The following is a 14,428-nucleotide window of genomic DNA, read 5'->3' as shown; positions in this document are numbered from 1 at the left end:
TTCACAATGTCTTTAGATTTAATTATGTCAGTTTTCAAATTATTAATTTATTTTGCTATAAACAATGACCTCCAATCCTGAACAAGATTTTCCCTTATGTCGCGACGAAGAAAGTTTTCTACGCCGCATTACAAACCGTATCCGACGCAGCTTAGAGTTAGAAGAAATTATCACAGTCACAACGGCAGAGGTGCGATCGCTACTAAAAACCGATCGAGTGATGATTTACAAATTTCATCCCGATGGTAGTGGTCAAGTGATTGCTGAATCGATTAATAAAAATTGTTTGCCGTCGCTATTGGGGCTAAATTTTCCCTGCGATGACATCCCATCTTATGCCCGTGAACTATTTATCAAATCACGGGTGCGTTCGGTTGTAAATGTTGATACTAAAGAGATTGGTCAAATTCACCTGCGTGATTTGGACAATGGAGAAACTATTTCAGAGGAAATCCGTTACCGCCCTGTAGACCCGTGTCATATTGAATATTTGACGGCAATGGGGGTAAAATCCTCACTAGTAGCGCCTATTCTCTATCAAGATCAACTTTGGGGGCTGCTGGTTTCTCATAATTCTGAAGCGCGTCCGATTTCAGAATATGAACTAGAAGCAATACAAATGGTAGTCGAGCAACTGTCAGTGGCGATCGCTCAAAGTACCCTGCACACTCAAGTTCGCAAAACAGCCGAACGAGAAGCGATCGTTAACCGCATTGCTACCCTATTACATTCACTGCCGACAATTGTCTTACAGCCAGCCTTAGAAGCGGCTGTTGCTGCCTTTAATGGTGTTGGTGGCAGGCTGTGCATTAGAAATGAAGCTTTTGATTTCCACAATGGCAACGTGACCAGCTTAACAGAATGCTTAATACCAGGAAATACTTGTATCAAGCTTTATATCTGTGGACAGCAACCAGTGATGCCAGAACAAACTATATATCCATTGATCGAGCAATATAGTATCTGGCACGAACACTACAAGTTCACTAACTACGATGTTTGGCCGATTTCAGATATATATAACACTCCTGGCTTGCGAAGTTTGCAAGTTGCTTTTGAGCCAACTAAAATTCGCAGCCTGTTGATGATCCCACTCCAGTATCGTCAGCAGTTGTTGGGCTACTTAAGTATTTTCCGCAATGAAGTAGACACAGAAACTTTATGGGCGGGGCAGCATGACAGCGATCAAAGGCAACTATACCCCCGACGATCCTTTGAGGTTTGGCGCGAATCTAAAAAAGCACAAGCTCAAAAATGGACAATTGAAGAGATTGAACTGGCTAGAAACCTTGGTAAACACTTTGCTTCCGCAGTTCAGCAGTATGAACTACAGCAACAAGTACAAGTCTTCAATGAAAATTTAGAAAAACAAGTTAAAAGACGCACAGTTGAGTTACAACGCACATCTGAACAAGAACAGGCTGTGTTTAAAGTTATTGCCGAAATTCGAGAATCTCTAGATACAAATACGATTTTTATAACCACAACTAAAGAAGTTTGTCAATTAATTAAAGCTGATCGCGTTTCTGTTTATCGTTTCGATGCTAATTGGGGTGGTGAATTTGTCGGGGATTTCGAGGCTGCTAGTCCATACTGGTCGAATGAGTCGGAATTAGGTATTAATACAATTTGGAATGACACCTACTTACAAGACACAGAAGGAGGACGTTACCGCCACAATGAAACATTTGCAGTCGATGACATTTACAAGATGGGGTTTACTCAGTGTCATGTCGACAATCTAGAGCAGTTTCAAATTCACGCTTTTGTGCTTGCGCCGATTTTTGTTGGGCAAAAACTTTGGGGTTTGTTGGCAACTTATCAACACACTGGCCCTCGACAATGGAAAGTTTCAGAAATTAACTTTCTCAGTCAGATTGCGGCCCAAATGGGCGTAGCACTCCAGCAAGCTGATTTACTCACTCAGACACGACAACAGACATTAGATTTGCAACAAGCAGCAGAACAACAACGGGTATTGTTTGAAGTTGTGGCGAAAGTTAGAGAATCTTTAGATTTAGATGCAATTTTTCAAGCAACCACCCAAGAAATCTGTAAATCACTACAAGCAGATCGAGTTGCAGTCTACCGCTTCCAGGCTGATTGGAGTGGTGAATATATCGCCGAGTTTGTCGGTGATAACTGGTTAAAATTAGTAGACGATCATAGCAAGACAGTTTGGCAAGATAGCTATTTACAAGAAACCCAAGGTGGGCGATATCGTCACAATGAAACCTTTGCAGTCGATGATATCTATGCAGTTGGACACTCTCAATGCCACGTTGCAGTTTTAGAGCAAATTCAAGCAAGGGCTTATGCGATCGCACCTATATTTATTGGGCAACAGCTATGGGGCTTACTAGCAGCTTACCAGAATTCTGCACCCCGCCATTGGGAAGCCTCAGAAATTAAGTTTATTACTCAAATTGCTAATCAGCTTGGGGTTGCACTCCAACAAGCCCAATTGCATAATCAAACCAAAGAACAGACAGAAAAACTGGCTCAAGCTTTGCATGATTTACAGCAAACTCAAACCCAATTGATCCAAACTGAGAAAATGTCCTCATTAGGTCAACTGGTAGCTGGTGTGGCTCACGAAATTAACAACCCTGTGAACTTCATTTATGGGAATATCAATCATGTCAACGATTACGCTCAAGATTTACTGGGTATATTAGACCTCTATTTACAAAATGCTCCCAGCCCTAACCCGGAGATTCGCGATCGCGCACTCGAAATCGATTTAGAATTTCTCATGGAGGATTTGCCCAAAACTTTATCTTCCATGAAAGTTGGGGTCGATCGCATCCGTCAGATTGTCATGGGTTTACGGAATTTCTCCCGCCTTGACGAGGCAGAGAAAAAGCCCGTTGATATTCATGAGGGTATTGATAGCACCTTGTTAATTTTGCAGCATCGCTTAAAAGCAAAACCAGAAAGTCCAGCGATTAAATTAGTTAAAGAATACGGCAACCTTCCTTTAGTAGAGTGCTATGCCGGGCCACTAAATCAAGTATTTATGAATGTTTTAAGCAATGCGATCGATGCTTTAGAAGATTACAGGGAATCTCAATCAAATCCTGATACCAGTCAAATTACCATCAGAACTACTCCTGGAGAGCTTGAAGGAAATATCAAGAGCGTAGTAATTCGCATTGCAGACAATGGGCCAGGAATACCGGAGCCTATAAAAGCAAGAATCTGCGACCCATTTTTCACTACTAAGCCAGTAGGAAAAGGCACTGGCTTGGGTTTATCAATTAGTTACCAGATTATTGTAGATAAACATAGTGGTGTGTTGAAATGTGATTCTCAGCTGGGGTTAGGTACAGAATTTTGGATTGAAATTCCGATTAAACAAATTAGTCATTAGTCATTGGTCATTTGTCACTTCTACTGAGTGTATCCCTAAAGCGAAAGCTCTGCTAACGCGTAGCCTCTCGTAGACAAGCCGTTGGCGCAGCCTCTCGTAGAGAAGTATTAGTCATTAGATATTAGACTTGAAGTCCGCTTGCGCGGATTTAGTTTTTTTTAGCTGCGACTTCATTTCAGTAGACAGAAAATTTTTGCGATGCCGCTTCTATGAGACGCTACGTTAACGGCCGGTGTAGCCATCGTCAATTCCTTGAGGTTTAATTTTAATTAAGTGTATTGGCTCGCAGTACCAAGCTGATGCAATGTTTTCTCTCGCACAAAATCGGCGGCTGCCCGTGCCGACTCTGCCAAGTTTTTAGTCTGACGTGTGTGGGTAAAAATTTGATTGCCTGTGCATTGGAAAATATCGCTCATTTCCGGAAAAACCTCTTATTCTTTTGAAGCAAATAAAGAGCAGTTGGACAGTTCATTTTTGAAGAGTCCTTAATGCTTAGGGATCGTTTATAAAGTAAATATAGCGTTGGGAAACTCTGCAACGCACTGGCTCTCCTACGGTAATTTTATTTTTACTTTATAAATAGCCTCTTCTAGGGTACGAAAAGCATCTGACTAGAAAAGACAGTTAAGATGTTTAATTTTGCAAACAGCTTACTCAAAGCAAATCAAACAATATTATTGATCGGGAACATTCTTCTTATGCAATTAAACAATTCTTCTGTTGCAGCTACATCTGATAATGAAAAGAATATAAGTCTAGCAGCTGTATTAAAGCATATAGTTGTAATTTTAATCTCAATCTATTTAGTCTGTATTCCGTTAGGAAAGGTAGGACAAAAACGATTTACGCCCGTAGATATGGGGATTCTCGTGATATTGCTAATCGTTAATTCAGATATCAAATTTAAAGAAGTGGTTGAAAGAATTTCATCTGCAAAATTGACTCCTACTTCTGTTGAAGTTACTCTCAAAGAGAAAGTTGAACAACTTTCTGAAAAAATTGACGATCAAGCTAAAAAAATTGATGAATTAGATAAGGCAGATGCCGAAGCAAAAAGTTGTGTCGATCTTCAACTGAGTGAGACCAGTTATAAAAACGTCAACCTGGATGATTTAAGTAAAAAGATTGGTAATGCATCATCGTCAGCAAAAGAAGCTATTTATAAAATGGCTAAAGATGCGCGTCGTAATGGCCACAATAAAAATGGAATCATCGAGAGAACAATTCCAATTTTTCAGGCATTGATCGACTCTAAATACAAAAATGCACGCTGCCGCTTCTACGCACAGCTTGGCTATGCCCTGAAAGATCAAGAAAATCCTGATTGGGAAGAAGCTAAAAATAATTTAGATGTTGCAATTTCATTGTGGGAACAAAACCATCCTAATGATACTCTTCCCTCAGTTTACTGTTTTAATTGGCTGTTCTGTGCTGCAAACTCGAAAGACAAGCTTGAACTTGAGCAAGAAGAAATTAATAAAAGAATTGAGGCTGCAACGATATGTGAGACTTTGTATGCAGCAATTAAAGATGAAAAGCATAAAAACATTCTAGATTGGATGTGTAAAAATTACAGAGGAGACATATCAAAACTTACCCCTAAATTGAATAATTTGAGTGGATATTGTCGGAAAGACTCAGATGAGCGGAAAAAGCTACTTTCCGGGATAAAATGAGCAATTGAGACTGTTTTTCAAGTCTGTCCCTCTTCGAGTTGGAGAGGGACGGTTTTGCGTAGTAAAAGCTCTTAGAGTTTTCTTTGTTAAGCTAATTGAGCAGTTACTACATGAGCCGTCAAACTCACATTTTATTAAGAAAATTTTGAGGATTTTAACTTATTGATAAAAGGTGCTCTATTTTAACCTCTCACAAATACTAACTTCTCAGTTGCACCGGCATAGCTAAATAAGTCATTTTCAAACCACCCAATGGTGTAAAAATTACTGGAGTTAGGCTTTGATTTAAATGCATTTGAATTTCGGAAGATGGTAACTCTTTCAAACCTTCCATCAAATATTTAATATTAAAGGCAATCTCGATATTTTCACCAGAAATTTGTGCTGGCATTGACTCTCTACCACTACCCACATCTTGAGCTTCACAAGATAAGGTAATTTCTTGGGCTTCGCTATCAATACTGAGCTTGACAATATTATTTTTTTGATCGGCTAACACAGCAATCCGTTCTAAAGTGCTGACAAATTGTCGCCGTTCAATGGTCAATTGTCGCTCAAATTGGCGGGGGATTAGTTGTCGATAAGCGGGATATTGCCCTTCTAATGTGCGACTAGTCAAGCGTTGATTTTGCCATGCAAACACAACTTGACCTTGATCGAAATATAAAGCTACAGGTTCATCTGACGAAGCGCTATGAGCTAGCATTCGTTGGAGTTCGCGTAATGCTCTAGCTGGTACTGTTACTTCTAGTTGAGTCGTTCCACCTAAAGGACGCTCGTTGCTAGTTTCTACTACTGCGAGGCGATGTCCGTCGGTAGCTGCAAATTCTAAGGTATCTTGTTTAACTGTTAAATGCACACCGGTCAGTACTTGCTTGGTTTCATCAGCACTGGTAGCAAATAATGAACCGCGTAATCCCTCAATTAATGCGGTGGTGGTGAGATGGATTACTTCTGTATTTTCAATTACAGGGAGTTCGGGAAATTCTTCTGGCCCCATTGCTCGGACTTGGTAATGTCCACTCTTGGGTGTGAGTGTAACAATTAAACCTTCTCCACCGGATGTTGCACCTGTAAGGGCTGATTCATCATCGAGAGTGATTTCGCCTTCTGGAAGACGAGAGGTGATGTCTACAAGTAATTTAGCAGGAAGTGCGATCGCGCCACTTTGCCATACCTCAGCATTAAAACTGGTGCGGATTCCCAAGCTGAGATCAAAGGCTGTTAAGCTGACTTGGTTAGTTTCAGCATCCGCTTGTAGCAGCACATTGGCAAGTACCGGATGAGTCGGCCGTGAAGGTACTGCACGACTAACGAGTGAGAGGTTTGTACTGAGATCGCTTTGGGAGCAAACTAATTTCATAAGTCAGATTCAGCTGGTGAAAGATATCCTAACACCCTTATTGTTCATAGACGTGTTACGTGTTTAAAAACGATAGACAAGATGTCTATCTCAGGATATTTTTTATTTGGGAGTCGCCGATCATAATTATTCTCGGCAATTAAATGCGATCGCAACGATAACACCACAGGCATCGAATGTAATATCGTTTAACCGTAGTTACACCAAACTGAGCCGACTTTGATCGCAACAATTAGATAGAAAGTAGTTTTTCAATAGACTTAATCTAGTGTTATGGCGTTTTTTGAGGCAGGAGATAGAAACTCTTTTGTACCTCAGTTACTTGCAAACTCCTGTATCAAGTTTAGTACGTAGCGATCGCCCGATGATTTACCAGAAATTGCAGCAGAGGCATCAATGCAATTACAACAGACACAACTTTTAGAAAAAACTCTCTGGGAAGCAGTTCTCAATCGAGATCCCAGTTTTGCAGGTAAGCTATTTTATGGTGTTCGCTCTACAGGCATCTATTGTCGGCCTATTTGCCCTAGTCGCCGACCAAATCGTAATCAAGTTTGTTTCTTCCAATCAGCACAAGAGGCTGAAATTGCAGGTTTTCGAGCTTGTAAGCGCTGTCAACCACAATCTGAAACAGTTCCAAGCACAGCCAAAGTCTTAGCAGTATGTCGATATATTGAAGCACAAGGCGATCGCATCCCAACCCTTTCGGAACTATGTTCTCAAGTGGGAATGAGTTCTAGTTACTTACAAAGGAGATTCAAGCAAATAATTGGTGTATCGCCTTTTCAATATGCAGATGCGCTGCGTAGCCAACGATTGAAACAGCGTCTTCAGTCAGGGGAAGAAATTGCTCACGCCGTTTACGACACAGGATATGGTTCAAGTAGTCAACTCTATGAGAAAGCACCTAAACAACTGGGAATGACACCAAAGACTTACCAACAAGCTGGAAAGACAATTAGTATTGTCTATGCGATCGCTCCGTGTCCACTAGGATATTTGCTTGTGGCAACAACAGAAAAGGGTATCTGCGCCGTTAAACTAGGTGATGAAGCAGACAAGCTTGAACACATCTTGAATCAGGAATTTCATCAAGCGCAGATTATGCGTGATGACCACACACACAAGGAATGGATACAAGCAATCCTCGACTTTATTGCAGGAGGTGAGGTACATCTCGATTTACCACTTGATGTCCGCGGTACAGCATTTCAGAAACAGGTTTGGCAAGCATTACAAAAAATTCCCTATGGTGAAACACGTACATACACTGATATCGCCTGTGATATTGCCAAACCCCAAGCAGTCCGCGCGGTGGGAAATGCTTGTGGAGCTAATCCGATAGCGTTGATTGTACCGTGTCACCGTGTACTGCGAAGTGATGGCAGTCTTGGTGGTTATCATTGGGGAATTGAACGCAAACAAAAACTGCTCACACAAGAATCAACCCCCAAAGAGGAATTAAAAATTAAAAATTAAAAATTAAAAAAGAATTCAGGAGTCAGAATGGGCTAAACGCCCCGCTACCGCTAACAGGAGTCAGAATGCAATTAGTTGGGGATTTAGACCCGCAACTAATTGTAGACCACCAATTTTTCAATTTGGTGGGGGACTTAAACCCGTTTATTCATCTGCTTTTTCGGTCAGAATTCAGTATGAATTCTGACGACTGACTCCTGAATTCTGTTCTGTTAAAAATTACAATTTTCTTGAAGAATAAGTCAGAATTCAGGGGCAAAGCCGAAGACTCCGAAAGCTCCGGTGAGAATAGTCATAGATAATTCATTCAGAATTCTGACTCCTGACTCCTGAATTCTGTTCGATAAATCAATGAACTTGCTCTGTATCCTAATTCTTTTTAGGTTGAAATTTCTGAAAAATGACATTGGAAGAAACAGCCGCACAAACACCTGAACTAGAATCATTGACTGAAGAAAGTCTGACCCGTGGTCTAATGGTGCTTGCCAATCTTGACAGCGATTTGGCTGGGATTTTAGAGACGCTGGGGCCTCCACCAATATGGTCAAGAGAACCGGGTTTTGCAACGCTTCTGTGCATAATTCTGGAACAGCAAGTTTCTTTAGCAGCGGCAAAGGCTGTATTTACTCGACTCTGTGGGGTTGTTGGAACTCTGACGACAGAAAACTTTCTGACATTGGATGATGCTCAATTAAAAGGGATTGGATTTAGTCGGCAAAAGATTCTATACTGTCGTGGGTTGGCGAATGCGGTTGCAACTGGTCAGCTTGACTTAACCAAGCTGGCAATAATGGATGAAACTACTATCAGAACTGAGTTAAAGCGCCTCAAAGGGATAGGGGACTGGACAGTTGATATTTATTTGCTAATGGCGCTGCAACGTCCTGATGTCTTTCCCAAAGGCGATTTAGCGATCGCGATCGCATTACAGCGACTCAAAAAATTGGCGACGCGTCCAACACCAGCACAGCTAGAAGCAATGACACAGCACTGGCGACCGTGGCGAGCAGTTGCGGCAAGACTTCTATGGCACTACTACCTAAGTAATGCTAATTCTGCTTATAGCGGTTCTCGTTTACGTGAGGTACAGCCGTAGGGGCAATTCATGAATCATTGGTGTAAACTTAACGTGAAAGCAAGACTAGAACTAGCTTTGAGATTGCCTCGTTCCCAGTCTCAGACTGGGAATGCTCGTCTTTGAGGCTCCGCCTCTCGAACTTGCGGCAGAGCCGCTTTTGAGTTGCATTTCCAGCCGGAGGCTGGAAACGAGGTTTTAAAGGAGTTTCAGCTTAAGTTGATACCAATGTACCCTGCGGGAAGCCTTCGGCTACATGAATTGCCCCTACAGCTTGCGATATAACGTTTTACCCCATCTGAATGAGAAAGTCTATTTATTAGCGATAGTCATGCTCATGTCTTAAGCGCCATTCACGTTTTTCATGTTGTCTATGTTCCCATTCACGGCGCTCACGTTGTTCACGCTCTCTACGTAACAAAGCCAGCCTCGCTTGTTCTCGTTCGTGCCACTCATGTCGGTGATTGTTTCCTAGAATGACTTCTACTTGAGCAGATGCACGGTCTGCTAAAACACTCGAAGTTAACAAAACACCTAACAAACAAGATGAGAGAATTCTTTTCATGTTCATAAAGACATACCTTTGATTGAACCAGAAATCTATAGCTTTAGACTTTTTCCTTTCACAAAAGGTTCAATTAGGGGAGACAAATTCTTAATTGCTCATTGTGTGGCGTGGATCTGATTTGAACCTTTTTCCCATTCATCCGGTCTAATAAATACAAGCAACGAAACGGATAGAGGAGAACGCCTCAGGTGTTAGTTGTACCAGCCAAGGTTTCAAAAGCAAATCAATTGATTGGTGAATTAGAAAGCGAATCTGACAGTTATCTAGTACAGCAATGCCTACGAGGTGATACCCAAAGCTACGGTCAGCTTTACCGTCGCCATCAGCAAAGAGTCAGGTCAATCCTCTATAAACTCTGTACTCCTGCCAGCCTCGACGATGTGGTGCAGGAAGTATTTCTGCAAGCCTGGAAAGGATTGCCCAAGTTTCGCCAAACAGCAAAATTTTCCACTTGGCTGTACCGAATCGCTTGGAACGTCGCTTATGACCAGCGACAGGCAGATGTTCAAAGGCGAACTCAATTACAGATTCTCAGTGAAAAAACTCCTACCCAACAGGAAGCCCCAGAGTTAATGAATCTGCATTATCAAGACCTTGTGCAACGGGGACTAGCAAACCTAAGTTTTGACCATCGCACAATATTGGTTTTGCATGATTTGGAAGAAGTACCTCAAAAAGAGGTAGCACAAATTCTGGACATTCCCCTGGGAACAGTTAAGTCACGCCTATTCCATGCTCGTGCTGCTATGCGTCAATTTCTCCAAAACCAAGGGGTGCAGCTATGACCGAAAACGACTCATGATACAGAGCAACTAAATATATTTATGGAGATCATTAATTTTGAATTTTGAATTCGGAGCGAAGCAACGTGACTCAGTTACCCAATGATGATCCTGATCTAGTTAATTTTCTGTGCCAACATCGCCCAGATGTTCCGCCAGCCTCGCCTGATTTAGAACAACAAATTTTACAACAGGTGAAAGCTTACACTCAGCCACCCTTACGCCACTATTCAAGACCGAGGTTAGTTCTACCTACTCTTGCAGCTGGATTAGTAGCTGCGATCGCTGGCTACCGTGCCTTCATCCCGGTTCAACCGAGTCCGGCTGAATTTGCCACATTGGAAGGTTTTATTGAAAGCAATTGGCAAGGTACAGTCAGTAACGAACATCTAGAAAGTGATGTATGGCATTTTACAGATTTAGATACTGAATAGGAGATCGCTTTGATGTTAATCCGTCGTGTTTCCATTTTGGCGGCGGCGATGATTGCCCTTGGTAGCACTATTGCTCTGGCCAAGCCAACTTTAATTTCACACCAAGTCATTGCCCAAAACCCCCGTGCTAAATCAGGGGGATGGCTCAAGGATTTAAACTTGACATCCCAGCAATTGCAACAGATTAAGCAAATTCGTAATCAATCTAAACAGCAGATAGCCCAAAAATCACAGGAAATCCGTCAAGGGCAACAGGAATTACACGATCTGATCGCAGGGACAGCTACTAAAGAGCAAGTGCGGGGTAAATATAACCAAATTAACCTTCTAAAGCAGCAGCTTAGTGATACCCAGTTTGAAAATACCCTTGCGATTCGGGAAATCTTGAACCCAGAGCAACGGCAGAAATTTGCCGATCGCATGTATAAGAAAAATCCTCCCGCACAGCACAATTAACTCTATGACTCTAAAGCCTAAATCTTGGGTATTGTTGCTGTTGGTATTACTGGGGTCAATTCCTCCTAGTAATGCAGCCTCCATACCTGTTGACCCAAAAGTATTACATATAATTAATCGCCTCAGCTTTGGCCCTCGTCCGGGAGATGTGCAAAGAGTGGAGTCTCTGGGTGTAGAGCGATACATTCAGGAGCAACTCTCACCGGAATCGATTCCCGAACCGCAAAGTCTTACTAGCCAACTGAAGCAGCTAAATACTCTCTACTTAAATCCGGTGGAACTTTCAGAACATGGCACAACTAATCTTCCAGGACAAAAACCCACCCTGTCAGAAAGAAAAGCTGCCAATAAGTGGGCGAAACAAGTGCTAGATGAGGCAGTCCAGGGGCGATTATTAGAAGCAACTAGTAGTCCCCGACAACTCCAGGAAGTAATGGTGGACTTTTGGTATAACCATTTTAATGTGGATGCTGCTAAAGGACGCGATCGCCTCTGGGTAGGAGCTTATGAACAACAGGCGATTCGACCTTACGCTTTGGGTCGCTTTCGTGACCTGTTAGGGGCAACAGCTCATCATCCAGCTATGCAGTATTATCTAGACAACTTTCAAAATCGGGCTGACAATCGCCCCGATGCCCAAGGTAATATTCGCGGCTTGAATGAGAACTACGCCCGCGAACTGATGGAATTACACACTCTCGGCGTAGATGGAGGTTATACTCAGCAAGATGTAATTACTCTGGCGCGGATTTTAAGTGGTTGGGGTTTCATTCGTCCTGGTCAACAGACAGATAATACTTTCGGATTTTACTTCAATCCAAAACGTCATGATTTTAGTGACAAAGTTTTCCTGGGACACACAATTAAAAGTGGTGGTGAATCCCAAGGAGAGGAAGCTTTAGATATTTTGGCTCACAGTCCGGCAACTGCACGTCATATCAGCTATCAGATAGCTCAATATTTTGTCAGCGATCTTCCCCCAACGACTCTGGTAAACAATCTCACACACCGTTATCTGGCCACTGATGGCAATATTCGTGAAGTTCTCAACACCCTATTTCACAGTCGGGAGTTCTGGGATGCCAAAAACTTTAATGCCAAATTTAAAACACCCTATCAATATGCGATCTCTGCGGTGCGAGCCACAGGTGTGGAAGTGGAGAACACAAAACCAATCTCCAATCTGCTGCAACAGTTGGGAATGCCTCTATACGGTTGCCAAACTCCAGATGGTTACAAAAACACGGCAGATGTGTGGTTAAATCCTGATGCAATGAATCGCCGCCTCAGTTTTGCTGTGGCGATCGCTAATGGCAATTTACCCTTATCAACTATTCCCGCAAATATAGAACAGAGGGAGCAAATCGGCGCAGGGCAAAAACCTTTACAAAAGTCTCCTAGTATTCCTGTAGATGCTTGGCAACTAACCAATACATTGGGTAATTCTTTGTCAATAAAAACGCAGGAAGCGATCGCCTCTAGTTCCCCTCAAATTCATAGTGCTTTAATTTTGGGCAGTCCAGAATTTATGCATCATTAATTACACACTAGTCAAGTTATAAAACTCAACTTATTAAGTGGTCTGGTCAACACCGCTTTAAAGTTTACACCTAAAAATAACAGTGTCTTTAGAACCCACATTCAGCAGGTAAAACCAGAAAAAAGGTATTAGAACTGGGTTGTTTGCCCTAACTGGTTCCCAGCCTGGAGGCTGGGAACGAGGCTACACAAGCTTTCGAGCTTTTCTTAGTGCCATTTGACTTTAAAGCTTATCCCTAAAAGTAGCAGTGTCTTTAGAACTAGGTTGTTGACATAGCAGTTCTAGCTGAGACACAGAAGCGAATTTGAAACAGCCATAACTCAGTAATTTTAATTATGAAAAGACGTAACTTCCTAATCCAAGGTGGAATTTTTTCAGCTTCCGCAATCACAGCCCTAAGCAGCAATGCTTGGATAGCTAGATCCGCTACCCCAAACAGTTACCAGAAGCGCTTAATTGTAATTTTCCTCCGGGGAGCAGTAGACGGTTTAAACGTCGTGGTTCCTTACTCAGAGACAGCCTACTATCAAGCCCGACCGCAAATTGCTATTCCCCAACCAGGGAAGGAAGGGGGAGTAATAGATTTAGATGGACGCTTTGGACTGCATCCAGCATTAGATTCTTTGATGCCCTTTTGGCAACAGAAGAGTTTGGCCTTTGTTCATGCTTGTGGTTCTCCCGATCCAACTCGTTCTCACTTTGATGCTCAAGAATACATGGAAAGCGCTACCCCTGGTGATAAACATACTCAGGATGGTTGGATGAATCGTTTACTAGGTGTGATTTCTCAAAAAACACCCATCCAAGCGGTAAGTGTCGGAGAAACAACACCCTGGATTCTTTCTGGACGGATGCCTGTAGCTAACATAGCATCAGGAAGAAATGCTAACAGGCCTCTGCCAATAGATCGTCCTCAATTAGCAGCAGCATTTGACCAACTTTATGGCGGTAATGATGCCTTAAGTCAGACCTATCAACAGGGACGGATGGCGCGTCAGGCGATCATGAATGACCTAGATAGTGAAATGAAAATGGCGAATAATGGCGCGCCTTCACCTGATGGCTTCGCCAGCGATGCTCAACGATTGGCACAATTAATGCTCAAAGACCCCAGAATTGAGTTAGGGTTTATGGCTTTAGGAGGTTGGGATACCCATGTCAATCAAGGTAGCACTCAAGGACTATTAGCTCGCAACCTCAAAAAGTTGGGTTCAGGTTTGGTCGCTTTAGTTGAAGGTTTAGGGAGCGTTTACCAGAATACGACAATTGTTGTGATTTCAGAGTTTGGTCGTACAGTCAAGCAAAATGATAATGGTGGTACCGACCACGGTCACGGGAATGTTATGTGGGTTTTGGGTGGTAATATTCGCGGTGGTAAAGTTTATGGTGAATGGCCTGGTCTATCTACAACCCAACTTTACCAAGGTAGGGACTTGGCTATTACTACTGATTTTCGGAATGTGATCTCTGCTGTGTTGTCAGATCATCTGCATCTCAACGAAGCAAAATTGAATCACGTCTTGCCAAATTACGTTTCTACTGAGAAAGTAGCGTTAATTATCAAGTAAATTTATTCCATAGTCGTTGAAAATATTGACAGGTATCAGTTTCATTAATTCGATTCTGATTACTTTCTCTTAATAAATTTTGTGCAACTAATTTAGAGAAGCATACGGCGATGC

The 14,428-nt window shown here is 42.3% G+C and carries 12 protein-coding genes; 9 read left to right on the top strand and 3 right to left on the bottom strand.

Going from position 1 to position 14,428, the window contains the following annotated elements:
- The first annotated feature begins 64 nt into the window (after positions 1-64).
- Positions 65-3,373, top strand: coding sequence for a GAF domain-containing protein (locus tag FD723_RS24575; protein ID WP_179067704.1), 3,309 nt, complete (start codon positions 65-67; stop codon positions 3,371-3,373).
- A gap of 269 nt (positions 3,374-3,642) precedes the next feature.
- Here the strand turns inward: FD723_RS24575 and FD723_RS24570 are convergent, their stop codons facing one another.
- Entirely contained in the window at positions 3,643-3,789 is a 147-nt protein-coding gene (locus FD723_RS24570) for a hypothetical protein (RefSeq protein ID WP_179063520.1), read from the bottom strand.
- Positions 3,790-4,002: 213 nt separating this feature from the next.
- Here FD723_RS24570 and FD723_RS24565 point away from each other — a divergent pair, with 213 nt between their 5' ends.
- On the top strand, positions 4,003-5,049 hold the full coding sequence (locus tag FD723_RS24565) for a hypothetical protein (RefSeq protein WP_179067703.1): 1,047 nt from the start codon (positions 4,003-4,005) through the stop codon (positions 5,047-5,049).
- A 199-nt stretch (positions 5,050-5,248) separates the two neighbouring features.
- Here FD723_RS24565 and dnaN read toward each other — a convergent pair whose 3' ends face one another.
- Positions 5,249-6,412 (bottom strand): DNA polymerase III subunit beta, encoded by a 1,164-nt coding sequence (gene dnaN, locus FD723_RS24560; RefSeq protein WP_179067702.1) that lies wholly within the window; start codon positions 6,410-6,412, stop codon positions 5,249-5,251.
- Between the two features lie 396 nt (positions 6,413-6,808).
- Between dnaN and ada the strand changes: the two genes are divergently transcribed.
- The gene (ada, locus tag FD723_RS24555; protein WP_179067701.1) at positions 6,809-7,891 is read left to right on the top strand and encodes a bifunctional DNA-binding transcriptional regulator/O6-methylguanine-DNA methyltransferase Ada; all 1,083 of its coding nucleotides are present in this window, start codon (positions 6,809-6,811) and stop codon (positions 7,889-7,891) included.
- A gap of 400 nt (positions 7,892-8,291) precedes the next feature.
- Positions 8,292-8,987: a DNA-3-methyladenine glycosylase gene (locus FD723_RS24550; protein ID WP_179067700.1), complete on the top strand. Its 696-nt coding sequence runs from the start codon at positions 8,292-8,294 to the stop codon at positions 8,985-8,987.
- A 298-nt stretch (positions 8,988-9,285) separates the two neighbouring features.
- Here FD723_RS24550 and FD723_RS24545 read toward each other — a convergent pair whose 3' ends face one another.
- A complete protein-coding gene (locus FD723_RS24545; protein WP_179067699.1) occupies positions 9,286-9,537 on the bottom strand; it encodes a hypothetical protein in 252 nt (83 codons plus the stop codon).
- Positions 9,538-9,722: 185 nt separating this feature from the next.
- On the opposite strand from FD723_RS24545, the gene FD723_RS24540 reads away from it, so the two are divergent.
- The 5 genes from FD723_RS24540 to FD723_RS24520 all read left to right on the top strand — a co-directional run bounded on the left by FD723_RS24540 (position 9,723) and on the right by FD723_RS24520 (position 14,314).
- Positions 9,723-10,319 carry a sigma-70 family RNA polymerase sigma factor gene (locus FD723_RS24540; RefSeq protein WP_179067698.1) on the top strand — a complete coding sequence of 199 codons (597 nt, stop codon included), beginning with the start codon at positions 9,723-9,725 and terminating at the stop codon, positions 10,317-10,319.
- Between the two features lie 83 nt (positions 10,320-10,402).
- Positions 10,403-10,750 carry a hypothetical protein gene (locus FD723_RS24535; RefSeq protein ID WP_179067697.1) on the top strand — a complete coding sequence of 116 codons (348 nt, stop codon included), beginning with the start codon at positions 10,403-10,405 and terminating at the stop codon, positions 10,748-10,750.
- Between the two features lie 12 nt (positions 10,751-10,762).
- Positions 10,763-11,206: a Spy/CpxP family protein refolding chaperone gene (locus tag FD723_RS24530; RefSeq protein WP_179067696.1), complete on the top strand. Its 444-nt coding sequence runs from the start codon at positions 10,763-10,765 to the stop codon at positions 11,204-11,206.
- Between the two features lie 4 nt (positions 11,207-11,210).
- Positions 11,211-12,746 carry a DUF1800 domain-containing protein gene (locus FD723_RS24525; protein ID WP_179067695.1) on the top strand — a complete coding sequence of 512 codons (1,536 nt, stop codon included), beginning with the start codon at positions 11,211-11,213 and terminating at the stop codon, positions 12,744-12,746.
- Between the two features lie 335 nt (positions 12,747-13,081).
- Entirely contained in the window at positions 13,082-14,314 is a 1,233-nt protein-coding gene (locus FD723_RS24520; RefSeq protein ID WP_179067694.1) for a DUF1501 domain-containing protein, read from the top strand.
- The last annotated feature ends 114 nt before the right edge of the window (positions 14,315-14,428 follow it).

It is taken from the genome of Nostoc sp. C052, assembly GCF_013393905.1.
GTDB lineage: Bacteria > Cyanobacteriota > Cyanobacteriia > Cyanobacteriales > Nostocaceae > Nostoc.
This window is presented reverse-complemented; position numbering and strand designations above follow the sequence as displayed.

Bases quoted from the DNA above. Each gene is read 5' to 3' on its own strand.
- FD723_RS24575 (WP_179067704.1), top strand. From the start codon at position 65: ATGACCTCCAATCCTGAACAAGATTTTCCCTTATGTCGCGACGAAGAA.
- FD723_RS24570 (WP_179063520.1), bottom strand. From the start codon at position 3,789: ATGAGCGATATTTTCCAATGCACAGGCAATCAAATTTTTACCCACACA.
- FD723_RS24565 (WP_179067703.1), top strand. From the start codon at position 4,003: ATGTTTAATTTTGCAAACAGCTTACTCAAAGCAAATCAAACAATATTA.
- dnaN (WP_179067702.1), bottom strand. From the start codon at position 6,412: ATGAAATTAGTTTGCTCCCAAAGCGATCTCAGTACAAACCTCTCACTC.
- ada (WP_179067701.1), top strand. From the start codon at position 6,809: ATGCAATTACAACAGACACAACTTTTAGAAAAAACTCTCTGGGAAGCA.
- FD723_RS24550 (WP_179067700.1), top strand. From the start codon at position 8,292: ATGACATTGGAAGAAACAGCCGCACAAACACCTGAACTAGAATCATTG.
- FD723_RS24545 (WP_179067699.1), bottom strand. From the start codon at position 9,537: ATGAACATGAAAAGAATTCTCTCATCTTGTTTGTTAGGTGTTTTGTTA.
- FD723_RS24530 (WP_179067696.1), top strand. From the start codon at position 10,763: ATGTTAATCCGTCGTGTTTCCATTTTGGCGGCGGCGATGATTGCCCTT.
- FD723_RS24525 (WP_179067695.1), top strand. From the start codon at position 11,211: ATGACTCTAAAGCCTAAATCTTGGGTATTGTTGCTGTTGGTATTACTG.
- FD723_RS24520 (WP_179067694.1), top strand. From the start codon at position 13,082: ATGAAAAGACGTAACTTCCTAATCCAAGGTGGAATTTTTTCAGCTTCC.